The 18423-nt window shown below is 54.0% G+C and carries 19 protein-coding genes; 14 read left to right on the top strand and 5 right to left on the bottom strand.

The annotated features are described in order from the left end of the window. Positions 1–47 precede the first annotated feature (47 nt). The 3 genes from rnm to rluB all read left to right on the top strand — a co-directional run bounded on the left by rnm (position 48) and on the right by rluB (position 2518). Positions 48–929, top strand: a complete 882-nt coding sequence (gene rnm, locus OTG14_RS08830; RefSeq protein WP_267214953.1) for an RNase RNM — start codon at positions 48–50, stop codon at positions 927–929. After that, a complete protein-coding gene (locus tag OTG14_RS08825) occupies positions 926–1546 on the top strand; it encodes an L-threonylcarbamoyladenylate synthase (protein WP_003856793.1) in 621 nt (206 codons plus the stop codon). The genes rnm and OTG14_RS08825 overlap by 4 nt, the downstream gene beginning before the upstream one ends. 96 nt (positions 1547–1642) lie before the next feature. Continuing rightward, positions 1643–2518, top strand: a complete 876-nt coding sequence (gene rluB, locus OTG14_RS08820; RefSeq protein ID WP_023312076.1) for a 23S rRNA pseudouridine(2605) synthase RluB — start codon at positions 1643–1645, stop codon at positions 2516–2518. A gap of 35 nt (positions 2519–2553) precedes the next feature. On the opposite strand, the gene cobO is transcribed toward rluB, so the two are convergent. Next, complete coding sequence (gene cobO / locus OTG14_RS08815) at positions 2554–3144, bottom strand: cob(I)yrinic acid a,c-diamide adenosyltransferase (protein ID WP_267214952.1); 591 nt, start codon at positions 3142–3144, stop codon at positions 2554–2556. After that, positions 3141–3902, bottom strand: a complete 762-nt coding sequence (locus OTG14_RS08810) for a YciK family oxidoreductase (RefSeq protein WP_267214951.1) — start codon at positions 3900–3902, stop codon at positions 3141–3143. Before OTG14_RS08810 ends, cobO begins: the two co-directional genes overlap by 4 nt. 251 nt (positions 3903–4153) lie before the next feature. Between OTG14_RS08810 and sohB the strand changes: the two genes are divergently transcribed. After that, positions 4154–5200: a protease SohB gene (gene sohB / locus OTG14_RS08805; protein WP_267214950.1), complete on the top strand. Its 1047-nt coding sequence runs from the start codon at positions 4154–4156 to the stop codon at positions 5198–5200. Between the two features lie 34 nt (positions 5201–5234). On the opposite strand, the gene OTG14_RS08800 is transcribed toward sohB, so the two are convergent. After that, a complete protein-coding gene (locus OTG14_RS08800; protein ID WP_023312072.1) occupies positions 5235–5486 on the bottom strand; it encodes a YciN family protein in 252 nt (83 codons plus the stop codon). Positions 5487–5885: 399 nt separating this feature from the next. Between OTG14_RS08800 and topA the strand changes: the two genes are divergently transcribed. From topA to acnA, 5 genes are all read left to right on the top strand, one after another. After that, positions 5886–8483, top strand: coding sequence for a type I DNA topoisomerase (topA, locus tag OTG14_RS08795; protein ID WP_024907119.1), 2598 nt, complete (start codon positions 5886–5888; stop codon positions 8481–8483). Positions 8484–8670: 187 nt separating this feature from the next. After that, positions 8671–9645 (top strand): HTH-type transcriptional regulator CysB, encoded by a 975-nt coding sequence (gene cysB / locus OTG14_RS08790; RefSeq protein ID WP_024907120.1) that lies wholly within the window; start codon positions 8671–8673, stop codon positions 9643–9645. Between the two features lie 338 nt (positions 9646–9983). Continuing rightward, positions 9984–10124: a YmiA family putative membrane protein gene (locus OTG14_RS08785; RefSeq protein ID WP_213327741.1), complete on the top strand. Its 141-nt coding sequence runs from the start codon at positions 9984–9986 to the stop codon at positions 10122–10124. Positions 10125–10435: 311 nt separating this feature from the next. After that, positions 10436–10534 (top strand): small membrane protein YmiC, encoded by a 99-nt coding sequence (gene ymiC, locus OTG14_RS08775; protein ID WP_032623144.1) that lies wholly within the window; start codon positions 10436–10438, stop codon positions 10532–10534. Positions 10535–10695: 161 nt separating this feature from the next. Next, positions 10696–13371 (top strand): aconitate hydratase AcnA, encoded by a 2676-nt coding sequence (acnA, locus tag OTG14_RS08770; RefSeq protein ID WP_267214949.1) that lies wholly within the window; start codon positions 10696–10698, stop codon positions 13369–13371. 35 nt (positions 13372–13406) lie between these two features. Here the strand turns inward: acnA and ribA are convergent, their stop codons facing one another. Further along, complete coding sequence (ribA, locus tag OTG14_RS08765; protein ID WP_008501210.1) at positions 13407–13997, bottom strand: GTP cyclohydrolase II; 591 nt, start codon at positions 13995–13997, stop codon at positions 13407–13409. A gap of 197 nt (positions 13998–14194) precedes the next feature. On the opposite strand from ribA, the gene pgpB reads away from it, so the two are divergent. The 5 genes from pgpB to yciH all read left to right on the top strand — a co-directional run bounded on the left by pgpB (position 14195) and on the right by yciH (position 17844). Then, on the top strand, positions 14195–14962 hold the full coding sequence (gene pgpB / locus OTG14_RS08760) for a phosphatidylglycerophosphatase B (protein ID WP_032647569.1): 768 nt from the start codon (positions 14195–14197) through the stop codon (positions 14960–14962). Positions 14963–15110: 148 nt separating this feature from the next. Then, the gene (locus tag OTG14_RS08755) at positions 15111–15419 is read left to right on the top strand and encodes a LapA family protein (protein ID WP_023312067.1); all 309 of its coding nucleotides are present in this window, start codon (positions 15111–15113) and stop codon (positions 15417–15419) included. Between the two features lie 6 nt (positions 15420–15425). Then, entirely contained in the window at positions 15426–16595 is a 1170-nt protein-coding gene (gene lapB, locus OTG14_RS08750) for a lipopolysaccharide assembly protein LapB (RefSeq protein ID WP_023335944.1), read from the top strand. Positions 16596–16780: 185 nt separating this feature from the next. Beyond that, positions 16781–17518 (top strand): orotidine-5'-phosphate decarboxylase, encoded by a 738-nt coding sequence (gene pyrF, locus OTG14_RS08745; protein WP_267214948.1) that lies wholly within the window; start codon positions 16781–16783, stop codon positions 17516–17518. Then, complete coding sequence (gene yciH, locus OTG14_RS08740) at positions 17518–17844, top strand: stress response translation initiation inhibitor YciH (RefSeq protein ID WP_061714980.1); 327 nt, start codon at positions 17518–17520, stop codon at positions 17842–17844. The genes pyrF and yciH overlap by 1 nt, the downstream gene beginning before the upstream one ends. 105 nt (positions 17845–17949) lie before the next feature. Here yciH and osmB read toward each other — a convergent pair whose 3' ends face one another. Beyond that, the gene (osmB, locus tag OTG14_RS08735) at positions 17950–18168 is read right to left on the bottom strand and encodes an osmotically-inducible lipoprotein OsmB (RefSeq protein WP_008501216.1); all 219 of its coding nucleotides are present in this window, start codon (positions 18166–18168) and stop codon (positions 17950–17952) included. Positions 18169–18423 lie beyond the last annotated feature (255 nt).

Raw genomic sequence — 18423 nt, 5'->3', positions numbered from 1 at the left:
GGTATCATGGGGTTTTCGGATGTCTCCAACCTGTTATGGGAAGTGCTTTGAGCGATACCACCTACGCCATTATTTATGATTTACACAGCCATACTCAGGCCTCTGATGGCCTGCTGACACCCGAAGCCCTGGTTCATCGTGCCGTTGAAATGCGCGTCGGTACGCTGGCGATAACCGATCACGATACGACAGATGCTATTCCGGCGGCGCGCGCTGAGATCGCCCGCAGCGGGCTGGCGCTAAATCTGGTGTCCGGCGTTGAGATTTCGACCGTCTGGGAAAACCATGAGATTCATATCGTTGGCCTGAACATCGATATAGACCATCCGGCACTTATTGCCTTTTTGCAAGAACAAAAAACGCGCCGCAACCAGCGCGCAGAGATGATCGGCGAGCGTCTGGAAAAGGCGCATATTCCGGGCGCGCTGGAAGGTGCGCAAAAGCTGGCGAACGGCGGGGCAGTCACCCGCGGTCATTTCGCCCGTTTTCTGGTAGAAGCAGGCAAAGCGACGACCATGGCGGATGTTTTTAAAAAGTATCTGGCGCGCGGGAAAACCGGATACGTTCCGCCACAGTGGTGTACAATAAAACAAGCTATTGATGTGATTCATCATTCTGGCGGTAAGGCCGTACTGGCCCATCCGGGGCGGTATAATCTTTCTGCTAAATGGCTGAAAAGACTGCTGGCGCACTTTGCCGAATGCGGTGGCGAGGCGATGGAAGTCGCCCAGTGTCAGCAGGCGCCCAACGAGCGCGCGCAGCTCGCGACCTATGCCCGCCAGTTCGGCCTGCTAGGGTCACAGGGATCTGATTTCCATCAGCCCTGCGCCTGGATTGAACTGGGGCGCAAGCTCTGGCTGCCTGCTGGCGTTGAGCCGATCTGGCAGCTCTGGGAACAGCCGCAGCAAACTGAAGAGAGGGAAGTATGAGTCAGTTTTTCTATATCCATCCGGATAACCCGCAGCCACGTCTGATCAACCAGGCCGTGGAGATCGTCCGCAAAGGCGGCGTGATTGTCTACCCGACCGATTCAGGCTACGCGCTGGGCTGCAAAATTGAAGATAAAGGGGCGATGGAACGCATTTGCCGTATTCGCCAGCTGCCGGACGGCCATAACTTTACCCTGATGTGCCGCGATCTCTCTGAGCTGTCGACCTATGCGTATGTCGATAACGTGGCGTTTCGCCTGATTAAGAACAACACGCCGGGCAACTACACCTTCATCCTGAAAGGGACGAAAGAGGTGCCGCGCCGCCTGCTGCAGGAAAAGCGTAAGACTATCGGCATGCGCGTGCCGTCGAACCCGATTGCGCAGGCGCTGCTGGAAACCCTCGGCGAGCCGATGCTCTCTACCTCGCTGATGCTGCCGGGAAGTGAATTTACCGAGTCCGATCCGGAAGAGATCAAAGATCGTCTGGAGAAGGTAGTCGAGCTGATTATTCACGGCGGCTATCTCGGCCAGCAGCCGACCACCGTGGTCGACTTAACCGAAGATGCACCGGAAGTGATTCGTGAGGGCGTGGGCGATGTAAAGCCTTTCTTGTAATGGTATAAGCAGATATACTACGCGGCCATCAAAGCAGGGCTCAGCCCTCTTTTGACCTGATTCGACGCCTGTGAAGGCGACACCTGAGGAAGCTCAATGAGCGAGAAGTTACAGAAAGTGCTGGCGCGTGCCGGCCACGGCTCACGCCGTGAAATCGAAGCCATTATTGAAGCGGGTCGCGTGAGTGTGGACGGTAAAATCGCCACGCTGGGTGACCGCGTTGAAATCGTACCGGGGCTGAAGATCCGCATCGACGGTCATCTTATCTCCGTGAAAGAGTCCGCTGAACAAATCTGTCGCGTGCTGGCTTACTACAAGCCGGAAGGCGAGCTGTGCACCCGCAACGACCCGGAAGGTCGTCCGACGGTGTTTGACCGTCTGCCTAAACTGCGCGGTGCTCGCTGGATTGCCGTTGGTCGTCTGGACGTGAACACCTGCGGTCTGCTGCTGTTTACCACCGATGGTGAACTGGCAAACCGTCTGATGCACCCAAGCCGTGAAGTGGAACGTGAATACGCCGTGCGTGTGTTCGGCCAGGTTGACGAGAATAAGCTGCGCGATCTGTCGCGTGGCGTTCAGCTGGAAGACGGTCCTGCGGCGTTCAAAACCATCAAATTTACCGGTGGGGAAGGCATCAACCAGTGGTACAACGTGACCCTGACCGAAGGCCGCAACCGCGAGGTGCGTCGTCTCTGGGAAGCGGTAGGCGTACAGGTTAGCCGTCTTATCCGTGTCCGTTACGGCGATATACTACTGCCGAAAGGTCTGCCACGCGGTGGTTATACCGAACTGGATCTGACCCAAACCAACTACCTGCGCGAGCTGGTCGGCCTGACGCCGGAAACCACCTCAAAAGTGGCGGTGGAAAAAGATCGTCGTCGCATGAAGGCGAATCAGATCCGTCGCGCGGTGAAGCGCCACAGCCAGGTGAGCAGCAGTCGCCGCTCCGGCAGCCGTAATAACAACGGTTAATGTAAAAGCCCGGTGAACTCACCGGGCTTTTTTCTTTAGTAATCAACGCCAATTTGCGCTTTGATACCCGCATCAAACGCATGTTTGACCGGACGCAGCTCGCTGACGGTATCGGCCATCTCCAGAATATCCCGATGACATCCGCGCCCCGTGACGATAACCGTCTGGTGTACAGGACGGTTCTTCAGAGCATCCAGCACGGCTTCCAGCGGCAGGTAGTCGTAGGCGACCATATAGGTTATCTCATCCAGCAGAACCATATTCAGCGAAGGATCGGCCAGCATTCTCTTTGCATGCTCCCAGACGGTGAGACAGGCGGCGGTATCCGTTTCCCGGTTCTGGGTATTCCACGTAAACCCGGTTGCCATTACCTGAAACTCGACGCCGTGAGGCTCCAGCAAATTGCGCTCGCCGTTGGGCCATGTGCCTTTAATAAACTGGATCACGCCCACTTTTTGCCCGTGTCCGACGGCGCGTGTCGCCGTACCGAATGCGGCGGTGGTTTTCCCCTTGCCGTTGCCGGTAAAGACAATGACGATCCCACGCTCGTCCTGTGCCGCCGCGACGCGCGCATCGACCTGTTCTTTCAGACGCTGCTGGCGCTGCTGATGACGTTCTTCACTCATTGCGAAATTCCTGGTTTACGGCCCGGCTGGGCGTCAAAGGTCATCCCGGTTTTGCGGCGGCTGTCGTCGCCCATCAGCCAGAGATAGAGCGGCATAATGTCTGCCGGGGTTTTCAGCTTCTGCGGATCTTCGCTCGGGAACGCACTGGCGCGCATTTTGGTGCGCGTACCGCCCGGGTTGATGCAGTTTACGCGCAGATGGCGGCTCTGGTACTCCTCTGCCAGCACCTGCATCATGCCTTCGGTCGCGAATTTTGATACGGCATAGGCTCCCCAGTTTGCGCGTCCCTCACGGCCAACGCTGGAAGAGGTAAAGACCAGTGACCCTGACTCGGATTTGAGTAATAAAGGAAGCAATGCCTGCGTAAGGAAAAACGTGCCGTTGACGTTGACCTGCATCACCTGCTGCCAGATATCAGGATCCTGTTCATCCATCGGACGCACTTCGCCTAACAAACCGGCGTTATGCAGTACGCCGTCGAGTCTCGGATAGTGGGCGCTGATGCGCCGGGCTAATTCCTGGCATACTTCGGGCGTGCAGGTCAGTAAATCGAGTGTATACCACGGGGCCGGTGTGCCGCATACAGCCTCAATCTCCTGCGCGACGTTTTTCAGTTTTTCTTCGTTGCGCCCGATCAGAATGACGTTCGCGCCGTAATCGGCGTAGGTCAGGGCCGCCTCGCGGCCAATCCCGTCACTGGCACCGGTGACAAGAATAATCCGGTTTTGCAGCAGATTTTTTTGCGGTTGATAATGCACGGTGACTCCTCAGGCGACCGATGATGCAATGGCGCCTTTATGATGACTTTTCGGCTTTATGCCCGAATTAGCCTAATAATTCAATCAGTCTACAGGACGCATTACTGTAAAATTAACAATTTGCAAATATTTAAACGCCAGTGCGGGGATTCCTGAAGGCGGCTCGCAGAGGTAATGTCACGAGCGAGACGCATGGGCAGGGCTGATGTACACTGCCGTGAAAGATTCGTGGTTAAATCAAGGTGGAACGCGTGGAATTACTTTCTCAATATGGGTTGTTTTTGGCCAAAATCGCGACGGTGGTGATTGCCATTGCGGTGGTTGCCGTTCTGATTGTCAACCTGACGCAGCGCAAGCGTCAGCGAGGGGAGTTACGCATCACCCGCCTGAGTGAGCAGTATAAAGAGATGCAGGAAGAGATGTCTCTGGCGCTGCTTGATAGTCATCAACAGAAACTCTGGCTGAAAGCGCAGAAGAAAAAGCATAAACAGGAAGCCAAAGCGGCAAAGGCAAAAGCGAAGCTCAATGCGCTGCAGGATAAGGCCACGCCGCGTGTCTATGTGCTCGATTTTAAAGGCAGTATGGATGCGCATGAGGTTTCTTCTCTGCGGGAGGAAGTAACTGCCGTTCTGGCCGTGGCGACACAGCAGGATCAGGTTGTCGTGCGTCTTGAAAGCCCGGGCGGGGTGGTTCACGGTTACGGACTGGCCGCCTCACAGCTGCAGCGCCTGCGTGAAAAACAGATCCCGCTGACCGTGGCCGTGGATAAAGTGGCGGCCAGCGGAGGCTACATGATGGCCTGCGTGGCGGACACAATTGTGGCCGCACCGTTTTCTATTATTGGCTCGATCGGCGTGGTCGCGCAAATTCCGAACTTTAACCGCTTCCTGAAAAATAAAGAGATTGATATCGAACTTCACACGGCGGGTCAGTATAAACGTACCCTGACGCTTCTGGGGGAAAATACGGAAGAAGGGCGTCAAAAGTTCCGTGAAGATCTCAACGAAACGCATCACCTCTTTAAAGATTTTGTACATCGTATGCGCCCGACGCTCGATATTGAACAAGTCGCGACAGGCGAGCACTGGTACGGCGTCCAGGCGCAGGAGAAAGGGCTGGTGGATGAAGTCGGAACCAGCGACGATCTGCTGCTCAACCTGATGGAAGGCCGGGAACTGGTGGGAGTGCGCTTTACCCAGCGTAAGCGACTTCTTGACCGCTTTACCAACAGTGCGGCAGAAAGCGCGGACCGCCTGCTGCTGCGCTGGCTACAGCGCGGACAAAAACCGCTGCTGTAAACAAAAACGCGAGGCACATGCCTCGCGTTTTGCGTTAATCGACCAGGTGATATTTCTCGGAAAGCGTATGCGCCAGGTATTTAAACATGTTAAACACGGCGGTGCTTTTCGGGGTCGGCAACCCCTGTTCGTCAAGGAAGTATTCGCCGCTGAAAATCAGCACGCCATTACGCTGCTCTACGCCGGTGGCTTCAATGCCCGCCAGCGTATCTTCGTGGTCACGGATAAGCTTGTTTGCTTCGATAAGCAGAGAGGCTCGGTCAATAGGTTGGGTCGTATTCTGCATAATCCACTCCTTAAACAGTGACAATAGTCTACGCCGAGGGCGCTTTGGGGGCAAATTTTCCCTGTAATGTGAGGGGATAAGGTACAGGGACCTGGCTGGCGGGATTTGCTTTTGCATGCTAATAAAGTTGCGTAACGAATTTTATCAGGTAGAGTGTGCGCTTTCGTCATTCTGGCAACAGAATTGCTTGACATTCAACCGGGAATTCGTCACGAATTACACGAGATGTGAGAAAAATACCCGAGAACTCAATCACCTGGGCGTCTTTTCTTTAACGCCCGGTAAGACAAAGGGGTTGATATCTCCTGACGCAGTCGCAATATCATTGGCTCGTCGTCAGCGGAAGGGAAATCAACGTGCGGCGTATTCCTGGAAGAATTAAATTAGGTAAAGGTGAATATGGGTAAAGCTCTCGTCATCGTTGAGTCCCCGGCAAAAGCCAAAACGATCAATAAGTATCTGGGTAATGACTACGTGGTTAAGTCCAGCGTGGGTCATATCCGCGATTTGCCGACCAGTGGCTCAGCCAGCAAAAAGAGCGCAGACTCTACCTCCACCAAAGGGGCTAAAAAGCCTAAAAAGGATGAACGTAGCGCGCTTGTCAACCGCATGGGTGTTAACCCATGGCATAACTGGGACGCACAATATGAAGTGCTGCCCGGGAAAGAAAAAGTCGTTAACGAGCTGAAGCAGCTGGCTGAAAAAGCAGACCACATCTATCTCGCAACCGACCTTGACCGCGAAGGGGAAGCCATTGCGTGGCACCTGCGGGAAGTGATTGGTGGTGATGACAAACGCTACAGTCGTGTAGTGTTTAACGAAATTACGAAGAATGCGATTCGTCAGGCGTTTGAGAAGCCGGGCGAACTGAATATTGACCGTGTAAACGCACAGCAGGCACGTCGCTTTATGGACCGCGTTGTGGGCTACATGGTTTCTCCACTGCTGTGGAAGAAGATTGCCCGTGGCCTGTCCGCAGGGCGTGTGCAATCCGTTGCCGTGCGTCTGGTCGTTGAGCGTGAGCGCGAAATTAAAGCTTTCGTGCCGGAAGAGTTCTGGGAAGTTGACGCCAATGTGACCACGCCGGGCGGTGACGCTCTGCCGCTGCAGGTCAGCCATCAGAACGATAAGCCTTTCCGTCCAGAAAACCGCGACCAGACCATGGCCGCCGTAGCGCTGCTGGAAAAAGCACGCTATCAGGTGCTGGAACGTGAAGACAAACCGACCAGCAGCAAGCCGGGTGCGCCGTTTATTACCTCAACGCTGCAACAGGCTGCAAGCACGCGTCTGGGTTACGGCGTGAAGAAGACCATGATGATGGCTCAGCGCCTGTATGAAGCGGGCTACATCACCTACATGCGTACCGACTCAACCAACCTGAGCCAGGACGCGGTCAACATGGTGCGCGGCTACATCAGCGACAACTTCGGTAAGAAATACCTGCCGGAAAGCGCTAACCAGTTTGCCAGCAAAGAGAATTCTCAGGAAGCGCACGAAGCGATTCGTCCTTCTGATGTCTCTGTGCTCGCTGAATCGCTGAAAGATATGGAAGCCGACGCACAGAAGCTGTATCAGCTGATCTGGCGTCAGTTCGTGGCGTGCCAGATGACTCCTGCACAGTATGATTCCACCACGCTGACCGTTGGTGCGGGTGATTTCCGTCTCAAAGCGCGTGGACGTATCCTGCGTTTCGACGGCTGGACGAAAGTGATGCCTGCGCTGCGTAAAGGTGATGAAGACCGAACGCTGCCGGCAGTGAACAAAGGGGATGAGCTCTCGCTGGTTGATCTCGTGCCAGCCCAGCACTTCACCAAGCCGCCTGCACGCTTCAGTGAAGCATCTCTGGTAAAAGAGCTGGAAAAACGCGGTATTGGCCGTCCGTCGACCTACGCTTCGATCATCTCTACGATTCAGGACCGTGGTTACGTACGCGCTGAAAACCGTCGTTTCTATGCGGAAAAAATGGGTGAGATCGTCACCGACCGTCTGGAAGCTAACTTCCGCGAGTTGATGAACTACGATTTCACCGCGCAAATGGAAGACAGCCTCGACCAGGTTGCCAGCCATCAGGCGGAATGGAAAAAGGTCCTCGACAGCTTCTTCAGCGACTTTACCGACCAGCTTGAGAAAGCGGAGAAGGATCCTGAAGAGGGTGGCATGCTGCCTAACCAGATGGTTCTGACCAGCATCGACTGCCCAACCTGTGGTCGCAAGATGGGGATCCGTACTGCCACGACGGGCGTGTTCCTTGGCTGCTCCGGCTACGCGCTGTCGCCAAAAGAGCGCTGTAAAACCACCATCAACCTGGTGCCTGAGAACGAAGTTCTCAACGTGCTGGAAGGTGACGATGCGGAAACTAACGCTCTGCGTGCCAAACGCCGCTGCAAAAAATGCGGCACGGCAATGGACAGCTACCTGATCGATCCAAAACGTAAGCTGCACGTCTGCGGTAACAACCCAACGTGTGACGGATATGAGATCGAAGAGGGCGAGTTCCGCATTAAAGGCTATGACGGCCCGATTGTAGAGTGCGAGAAGTGTGGCTCTGAAATGCACCTGAAAATGGGGCGTTTCGGTAAGTACATGGCCTGTACCAACGACGAGTGTAAAAACACGCGCAAAATTCTGCGTAATGGTGAAGTGGCTCCGCCGAAGGAAGATCCGGTTCCGCTGCCAGAACTGCCGTGCGAGAAATCCGACGCGTACTTTGTGCTGCGTGACGGCGCTGCGGGTGTCTTCCTGGCCGCCAACACCTTCCCGAAATCGCGTGAAACGCGCGCGCCGCTGGTGGAAGAGCTGCATCGCTTCCGCGATCGTCTGCCTGAGAAACTGCGTTATCTGGCCGATGCGCCACAGCAGGATCCGGAAGGCAACAAAACCGTGGTACGGTTTAGCCGTAAAACCAAGCAGCAGTATGTTGCGGCCGAGAAAGAGGGTAAAGCGACCGGATGGTCAGCTTTCTTTGTCGATGGCAAATGGGTTGAAGGCAAGAAATAATCTTCCCTTACCGTAACTTACCTGTAAAAGGGCCGGATTTCCGGCCCTTTTTTATTGCCTTGTTATTATTTTTTGTTCCGTACTATACAGTCAGGCTATAAATGATATAGTGGTTATAGTTAACCTGTTTCTTATTATTAAATCGTCTTAAGCGATTGACCGCATGCGCTAAATCGGATGGTCTGGCATGAAATTACAGCAGCTTCGTTATATCGTTGAGGTGGTGAATCATAACCTTAACGTCTCTTCTACCGCCGAGGGGTTGTATACCTCGCAACCGGGCATCAGCAAACAAGTTCGTATGCTGGAGGATGAGTTAGGTATCCAGATATTTGCCCGCAGCGGTAAGCATCTCACTCAGGTGACGCCCGCGGGTCAGGAAATCATCCGCATTGCGCGGGAAGTCCTCTCTAAAGTCGATGCGATTAAGTCAGTGGCAGGGGAACACACCTGGCCGGATAAAGGTTCGCTGTATATTGCCACGACGCATACCCAGGCGCGCTATGCGCTTCCCGGTGTCATCAAAGGCTTTATCGAGCGTTATCCCCGCGTCTCTTTGCATATGCACCAGGGCTCGCCAACGCAAATTGCTGAAGCCGTTTCCAAGGGTAATGCAGACTTTGCCATCGCCACCGAAGCGCTTCACCTCTACGACGATCTGGTCATGCTTCCATGCTATCACTGGAACCGTTCCATCGTGGTGACCCCGGATCACCCCCTGGCGGGTAAAGGGTCGGTCTCTATTGAAGAGCTGGCGCAGTATCCATTGGTGACGTATACGTTTGGCTTTACCGGCCGCTCCGAGCTTGATACGGCCTTTAACCGGGCAGGGCTAACGCCGCGCATTGTCTTTACCGCGACGGATGCAGACGTGATTAAGACCTATGTGCGGCTTGGTCTGGGGGTGGGCGTCATTGCCAGCATGGCGGTGGATCCGGTGTCAGACCCTGACCTGGTGCGTCTTGATGCGCACGATGTTTTCAGTCATAGCACCACAAAGATTGGATTCCGTCGCAGCACCTTCCTGCGCAGCTATATGTATGATTTTATTCAGCGCTTTGCCCCTCATTTAACGCGTGATGTGGTTGATACCGCCGTTGCATTACGCTCAAATGAAGATATTGAAGAGATGTTTAAAGACATCAAACTCCCCGAAAAATAATCACACCCGGTATCTTTCCCTCAGGGAAAGATACCGAAATAACGCCTCAAAGCTAAATTAGAATTATCATCATCTACGTATCCCCTGTCATATAATGTCATTATCCATTTAATCCGTAAGGTTATAATGTCGTGAATTGGCGACAAAAGTAGAAACTAATTTACGCCTTCGCAAATTTTTCTTTTCAATTATTTATTTCTGGTCAAAAGATTGAATATTTCATACCTCCCGGTGCGTAAATTCACTGGCTTTTCGGCTAAAGTTTCTTTAGGATTTATCTCAACAGATGATTAATTGTACCAATTGTTTGGTCCTAAATGATAAGCGATGTCGATTGTATGAGGTTAGCAATGCCTTCAGGAAGTGAAGAACCGCAAAGGGATCCTGCGCTCAAGCGTAAAGCCTGGCTGGCGGTCTTTCTCGTCTCTACCCTGTTTTGGGTGGTGGTTGCTCTCCTGGCCTGGAAATATTGGGGTTAAATATGGCAGTGACGGTACGTACAGCTTCGGTAAAACAGATGTGTCAGCATCGTGACAATGGCCACAGAGGGCGTAAAGCACCTGCGACTGTTGTACCCGCGTCCTGGAAACTGACGCCGCAGCAGCAAGCGTTTATTGATGTGTTCGCAGAAGACGAACCCAAAAAACAATAATTTAGTTAATTGCGTAATGATGCAAATAGTCTGAATATCGACTCTGCACTTTTGTACTCTTTAATAAATACACATCAGCAATATAGCACTGAGGTCAAACCTCGGAACGTTTTATAAATAATGCCTGGTGTCCCTATGATGAATAACATGACGTCTCACAAATACTGGTCATGGATCGGCGTTTTTACCGTGTCGATTCTGTTCTGGAGCCAGCTCATCTGGTTGGCCCTCCACTAAATTGTAAAACCTCGCTAAGGCGGGGTTTTTTGTTTTCCTGTTCTGGACCAATCCTAAATTTATCAATTTGGGTTGTTATCAAAACGTTACGACATCTTTGTGTTATCTTTAATTACGGCCCTGATGATTGTCGGGGCATCTCTGTGATTAAGGAGGAGCTTATGTCGTTAACCCTACGCGAAGCCAGTAAGGACACATTACAGGCAGAAAATAAAACCTGGCATTACTACAGCCTGCCGCTGGCTGCCAGAACGCTTGGGGACATTTCGCGTTTACCCAAGTCATTGAAAGTTTTACTGGAAAATCTATTGCGCTGGCAGGACGGTGACTCTGTCACCCTCGATGATATCCAGGCGCTGGCAGGGTGGCTTGAAAAAGCCCATGCCGACAGAGAAATCGCCTACCGCCCGGCAAGGGTGCTGATGCAGGACTTTACCGGCGTCCCTGCCGTCGTTGATTTGGCCGCGATGCGCGAGGCCGTTAAGCGTCTCGGCGGAGATACGGCAAAAGTGAATCCGCTCTCCCCCGTTGACCTCGTTATTGACCACTCCGTAACCGTCGATCGCTTTGGTGATGATGACGCCTTTGGCGAGAACGTGCGTCTGGAGATGGAGCGTAACCACGAGCGCTACGTGTTCCTGAAATGGGGGCAGCAGGCGTTCAGCCGGTTTAGCGTGGTCCCGCCAGGTACCGGTATTTGTCACCAGGTTAACCTTGAATATCTGGGTAAAGCCGTCTGGAGCGAATTGCAGGATAAAGAATGGGTCGCCTATCCGGACACGCTGGTGGGCACGGACTCCCATACCACCATGATCAACGGTCTGGGCGTGCTGGGCTGGGGCGTCGGGGGTATCGAAGCGGAAGCGGCCATGCTCGGCCAGCCGGTGTCCATGCTTATCCCGGATGTGGTGGGCTTCAAGCTCACCGGCAGGCTGTCTGAAGGCATTACCGCCACCGATCTGGTGCTTACCGTCACCCAGATGCTGCGTAAGCATGGTGTGGTAGGCAAGTTTGTCGAATTCTACGGGGACGGACTGGATTCACTGCCGCTGGCCGACCGCGCCACCATTGCCAATATGGCGCCGGAATACGGTGCAACCTGCGGCTTTTTCCCTATTGATGATGTGACGCTGGAATACATGCGTCTTAGCGGACGTAGCGAAGAGCAGGTCGCGCTGGTGGAAGCGTACACCAAAGCGCAGGGCATGTGGCGCAATCCGGGCGATGAGCCTGTTTTCACCAGCACGCTTGAACTCGATATGGGAAGCGTCGAAGCGAGCCTCGCAGGGCCGAAACGCCCGCAGGACAGGGTTGCGCTGAGTGACGTGCCAAAAGCCTTTGCCGCCAGCAATGCGCTGGAAGTAAACGTGGCGCAGAAGGACCATCGTCCCGTCGACTATGTTCTGAACGGACATCAGTATCAGCTTCCGGATGGTGCGGTGGTGATTGCCGCCATTACCTCGTGCACCAACACGTCCAACCCCAGCGTATTGATGGCAGCCGGTCTGCTGGCTAAAAAGGCGGTAGAGCTTGGGCTAAAACCTCAGCCATGGGTCAAGGCCTCGCTGGCACCAGGTTCCAAAGTGGTTTCGGATTACCTGGCTCAGGCCAAACTGACGCCGTACCTTGACGAACTGGGCTTTAACCTCGTGGGCTACGGCTGTACGACCTGTATTGGTAACTCTGGTCCACTGCCTGAACCCATTGAAACGGCGATTAAGCAGGGTGACCTGACGGTAGGCGCGGTCCTGTCCGGCAACCGAAACTTTGAAGGGCGTATTCACCCGCTGGTGAAAACCAACTGGCTCGCCTCGCCGCCGCTGGTGGTCGCTTATGCCCTGGCAGGGAACATGAATATCAACCTGGTGACCGATCCGATTGGCCACGATCGCAAGAATGATCCTGTCTACCTGAAAGATATCTGGCCATCCTCGCGGGAAATCGCGCTGGCCGTTGAAAAAGTCTCAACCGAGATGTTCCGCAAAGAGTATGCGGAGGTCTTTGAAGGCACGCCGGAATGGAAAGCCATCAACGTCATTGGCTCTGATACCTATGACTGGCAGGATGACTCGACCTATATTCGTCTGTCGCCGTTCTTTGATGAGATGCAGGCCGAGCCGGCGCCGCTTAAGGATATCCACGGCGCGCGCATTCTGGCGATGCTGGGGGATTCTGTCACGACGGACCACATCTCACCGGCGGGGAGTATCAAAGCCGATAGCCCGGCGGGTCGTTATCTGCAAAGCCGGGGCGTCGAACGCCGTGATTTTAACTCCTACGGATCGCGCCGCGGTAACCATGAAGTCATGATGCGCGGGACCTTTGCCAACATCCGCATTCGTAACGAAATGGTGCCGGGCGTGGAAGGGGGCATGACGCGCTATCTGCCGGGGACGGAAGTGGTGTCGATTTATGATGCGGCGGTCAAATATCAACAGGCAGGTACGCCGCTGGCGGTGATTGCCGGGAAAGAGTACGGTTCCGGCTCCAGCCGTGACTGGGCGGCGAAAGGTCCGCGTCTGCTTGGCGTTCGCGTGGTCATCGCCGAATCGTTCGAACGTATTCACCGCTCGAATCTGATTGGTATGGGGATCCTGCCGCTTGAGTTCCCGCAGGGCGTGACGCGTAAAACGCTGGGCCTGACCGGGGAAGAGCAGATTGACATTAGCGGCCTGCAAAACCTGCAGCCGGGTAAAACGGTGCCGGTAACGTTAACGCGGGCAGACGGCAAAACCGAGGTGCTGGAGTGCCGATGCCGTATTGATACGGCAACCGAGCTGACCTACTACCAGAACGACGGCATTTTACATTACGTGATTCGTAAGATGCTGGATTGATGAACGAGCCCGGCACGCGTGCCGGGCTTTTTATATCACTCTTTCAGCAGATGGCCCATTTTGGCAGCTTTAGTATCCAGGTAGTGGGCGTTTTTCGGGTTACGGCCGACAATCAGCGGTACACGCTCAACGATGTTGATCCCCGCTTCGGTCAGAATCTCCACTTTTTTCGGGTTATTGGTCAGCAGACGAACTTCGTCCACGCCCAGCAGCTTGAACATATCGGCGCACAAGGTGAAGTCGCGTTCGTCAGCGGCGAAGCCGAGCTGATGGTTTGCTTCCACCGTATCGTAGCCCTGGTCCTGAAGCGCGTAAGCGCGGATTTTATTCAGCAGACCAATATTACGACCTTCCTGACGGTGATAAAGCAGCACGCCGCGGCCTTCTTCTGCAATATGAGACAGGGCGGCTTCCAGCTGGAAACCACAATCACAGCGCAGGCTGAACAGCGCGTCGCCGGTAAGACACTCTGAATGGACGCGGGACAGCACCGGCGTCTGCCCTGAAATGTCGCCATACACCAGCGCGACATGATCCTGTCCGGTTGCCAGTTCTTCAAAACCCACCATCAGGAAATCGCCCCATGGGGTTGGCAGTTTGGCTTCTGCCACACGTTTAAGCTGCATGTGATTCTCCAGAGTAGGCTGACACGTTTCGTGCCTTTGCCCTGTTTTGCTTTCTGTATCAGTTCATTTTGCCACAAGCTCAGCAGGTTCGCCTAATAGGCACCATGCTATATGAACGTTAAACGCACGATCCGACATATCCACCCATCGAATGAATTTCAGTTATGATTGTGAGGCTTAGCGAAAAAGGAGAAGACATGCTTTCAATCGCCAGACGTACGGCAGCAGGCGCGGCCATTTTACTGATTATGCCCCTGGCCGTATGGCTCTCAGGCTGGATGTGGCAGCCGGGGCAGAATGCCACGTGGCTGAAAACGTTATACTGGATAACGGAAACGGTCACCCAGCCGTGGGGAATTATTACCCATGTCCTCCTCTGCGCCTGGTTTCTGTGGTGCCTGCGCTTTCGTTTGCGTGCGGCGCTGATGCTTTTTGCGATCCTCGGAGGCGCTATCCTTGTTGGTCAGGGCGTGAAGTCCTGGGTAAAAGATCGCGTTCAGGAACCGCGTCCTTTTGTCGTCTGGCTGGAAAAAACGCATCATGTTCCGGTGGATGAGTTCTACAATTTAAAGCGTAAAGATCGCGGAACCCTGGTGAAAGAACAGCTTGCGGAACAGCAGGATATCCCGAAATTCTTGCGTAAACACTGGCAGAAAGAGACGGGATTCGCGTTTCCTTCCGGTCACACCATGTTTGCGGCCAGCTGGGCGTTACTGGGGGTGGGGCTGCTGTGGCCAAGGCGTCGAACGGTCACGCTCGTGATTTTACTTGTCTGGGCGACAGGGGTTATGGGCAGCCGCTTACTGCTGGGGATGCACTGGCCGCGGGACCTGGTCGTTGCCACGCTTATCTCATGGCTGCTGGTGACGCTGGCGACCTGGCTCGCTGAACGATTCTGCGGCCCGCTTACACCACCGCCAGAAGAGAAAGAAGAAATAGCCGAAAGGGACCAAACGGACGCCTGACGGTTGATAAACCGTATTATGCCCATAGATACATGACTGGCGCGTCACTTTTTCCGTTTCGCGCCCGTCGCTAAAATGGTAGTTTATAAGGCTGATTGCGGTGAGTTGAACACACTTTATTCGCTTGAACCACATAACGGGAAGTAATGTGAAATATTTACTCATTTTCTTACTGGTATTGGCGATTTTTGTCATTTCAGTCACGTTGGGTGCACAAAACGATCAGCAGGTGACGTTTAACTATCTGCTGGCTCAGGGTGAGTATCGCGTCTCGAGCCTGCTGGCGGTCTTATTTGCTGCTGGTTTTGCCATTGGCTGGCTGGTTTGCGGTCTGTTCTGGTTGAAAGTCCGTGTTTCTCTTGCGCGCGCTGAACGTAAAATTAAGCGACTCGAAAATAACATTGCCCCTGCGTCTGACATCCCGGAAAGCTCTGGTGTGCCGGTCGTGAAGGAATAATCGACTATGCTGGAGTTGTTGTTTCTGCTTTTGCCTGTAGCCGCAGCCTATGGCTGGTATATGGGCCGCAGAAGTGCGCAACAAACAAAACAGGATGAGGCCAACCGGCTCTCCCGCGACTACGTTGCGGGGGTGAACTTCCTCCTGAGCAATCAGCAGGACAAAGCGGTAGACCTGTTCCTCGATATGCTGAAAGAGGATACAGGGACGGTTGAAGCGCATCTCACCCTGGGTAACCTGTTCCGCTCGCGCGGCGAGGTCGATCGCGCCATTCGTATTCACCAGACCCTGATGGAAAGCGCCTCGCTGACCTACGATCAACGTCTCCTTGCGGTGCAACAGCTGGGGCGTGATTACATGGCCGCGGGGTTGTACGATCGCGCCGAAGATATGTTCGCGCAGCTGGTGGATGAAACAGATTTCCGCATCGGCGCGCTGCAGCAGCTCCTGCAGATTTATCAGGCCACCAGCGACTGGCAAAAAGCCATTGATACGGCTGAACGCCTGGTGAAGCTGGGTAAAGATAAGCAGCGCGTTGAGATAGCCCATTTCTACTGTGAGCTTGCGCTTCAGCAGATGGGTAACGACGACATGGATAAAGCCATGGCGCTGCTGAAGAAAGGCGCCGCCGCGGACCGCAACAGCGCGCGAATCTCCATCATGATGGGACGCGTCTTTATGGCGAATGGCGACTATGCCAAAGCCGTTGAAAGCCTGCTGCGGGTTATCGACCAGGATAAAGAGCTGGTCAGTGAAACGCTGGAAATGCTGCAAACCTGCTATCAACAGCTGGACAAGCAGGAAGAGTGGGTGGCATTCCTGCGTCGCTGCGTGGAAGAAAATACCGGTGCCACCGCTGAACTGATGCTCTCAGACGTTGTTGAGCAGTATGAGGGAAGCGACACCGCGCAGGTGTATATTACGCGCCAGCTGCAGCGTCATCCGACCATGCGGGTGTTCCATAAGCTGATGGATTACCACCTGAACGATGCTGAAGAAGGGCGCGCCAAAGAGAGCCTGATGGTCCTGCGCGACATGGTTGGCGAGCAGGTGCGCAGCAAGCCGCGCTATCGTTGCCAGAAGTGTGGTTTTACCGCGTATACGCTCTACTGGCACTGTCCTTCCTGCCGTGCCTGGTCCACCATCAAGCCCATTCGTGGCCTGGACGGGCAGTGATTTTTTAAAACGCCCCATTTTAGTTACAACATACTGATGGTTTTTACCGTATCCTTTACTCCGTGCGGTTTGCCAGCCTAGCAGGCGCGTAAAAGGATCCTGTCAATTTGCGGCGTCGGCAGGTAGAATGCTGGCCGTTTATCTGTTCCGCGCCGCTGCGCGCCCATAGACGAAAAGGGCTGGTCATGACGTCTGTTACATCCTCCACTTCCCGCGTAATTACGGATTCTCCTGTTGTTGTTGCGCTTGATTACAATAAGCGTGACGCTGCACTGGCGTTTGTCGACGGTATCGACCCTCGCGACTGCCGTTTGAAAGTTGGCAAAGAGATGTTCACGCTGTTTGGACCGCAAATCGTTCGCGATCTGCAACAGCGCGGCTTTGACGTTTTCCTCGACCTCAAATTCCATGATATCCCGAATACTACGGCCCACGCCGTTGCCGCAGCCGCAGAGCTGGGCGTATGGATGGTCAACGTCCATGCGTCGGGCGGGGCAAGAATGATGACCGCCGCCCGTGAGGCGCTCCTGCCGTTCGGTAAAGATGCGCCGCTGTTGATCGCAGTCACCGTGCTGACCAGTATGGACGAAAGTGATTTACGCGACCTTGGCATGACGTTGTCACCTGCGGAGCATGCCGAACGTCTCGCGCGTCTGACGCAGCAGTGTGGCCTGGATGGCGTCGTCTGCTCCGCGCAGGAAGCGGTTCGTTTCAAATCAGCGCTGGGCCGGGATTTTAAACTGGTCACGCCGGGGATCCGCCCTGCAGGCAGCGACGTGGGCGATCAGCGCCGCATTATGACGCCTGAGCAGGCGCTGGCTGCAGGCGTTGACTACATGGTCATCGGTCGTCCGGTGACGCAGTCTCCAAACCCTGCTGAGACGCTTAAGGCTATCAACGCATCGCTGAAAAAGGGGGCGTAATGACCGATTCCAACAGTCGTCTGGTCTATTCAACCGAGAGTGGGCGTATAGACGAACCGAAAGCGAAAGTGGAACGTCCTAAGGGGGACGGCATCGTTCGGATCCAGCGCCAGACCAGCGGACGAAAAGGGAAAGGCGTTTGCCTGATCTCCGGCATTGACCTGGATGATGCTGAACTGACAACGCTGGCGGCCGAGTTGAAAAAGAAATGTGGCTGCGGCGGTGCCGTGAAAGATGGCATTATTGAAATCCAGGGTGATAAACGCGATTTAATAAAATCGCTGCTGGAAGCCAAAGGCATGAAAGTCAAACTGGCAGGCGGCTAAAATAAATGAGCCACGGCAGATGCCGTGGCTCGTGTTATATACGTGCGTATGTCAGACCTGAAATGCGTTTAAATACCGCAATATCGAGGAAGGCTTAGATAATAATTATTTGCCAACCTGGTGACCGATAATACCACCGACAGCAGCGCCACCTAATGTACCCAGCGTACTACCATCCGTTAATACTGCACCACCGAGAGCACCGGCACCGGCACCAATAGCGGTGTTACGGTCACGTTTAGACCAGTTAGAGCATGCGCTCAGGGACATTGCTACAGTGATTGCCAGAACAGCGGCGGCTAATTTTTTGCTGGTTAAGGTCATAATACTTTCTCCTGAATTATCGATTCACGGAAAGATGTACACGTTAAGTATAGACGAATCGAATACTTAATTCTGTTCTCCGTGAAAGCTGGTCGCGCAGGCGTTACGTAATCACGCAGGTGATAGTCACTTCCTGTTATATCGCTAACATTAATTTTACGACTTTAAGGCGGGTTAAACAGGTAAAAACTCTTAAAGCAGGGTTAAGAATCATCTCAGAGAAAGAAGGGCGTATGCGCCCGAAATTCGGGCGCG

Source organism: Enterobacter pseudoroggenkampii, from assembly GCF_026420145.1.
In the GTDB taxonomy this organism is placed as follows: domain Bacteria; phylum Pseudomonadota; class Gammaproteobacteria; order Enterobacterales; family Enterobacteriaceae; genus Enterobacter; species Enterobacter pseudoroggenkampii.
The sequence above is the reverse complement of the archived record's forward strand: the minus strand, read 5'-3'. Positions and strand labels throughout refer to the sequence as shown.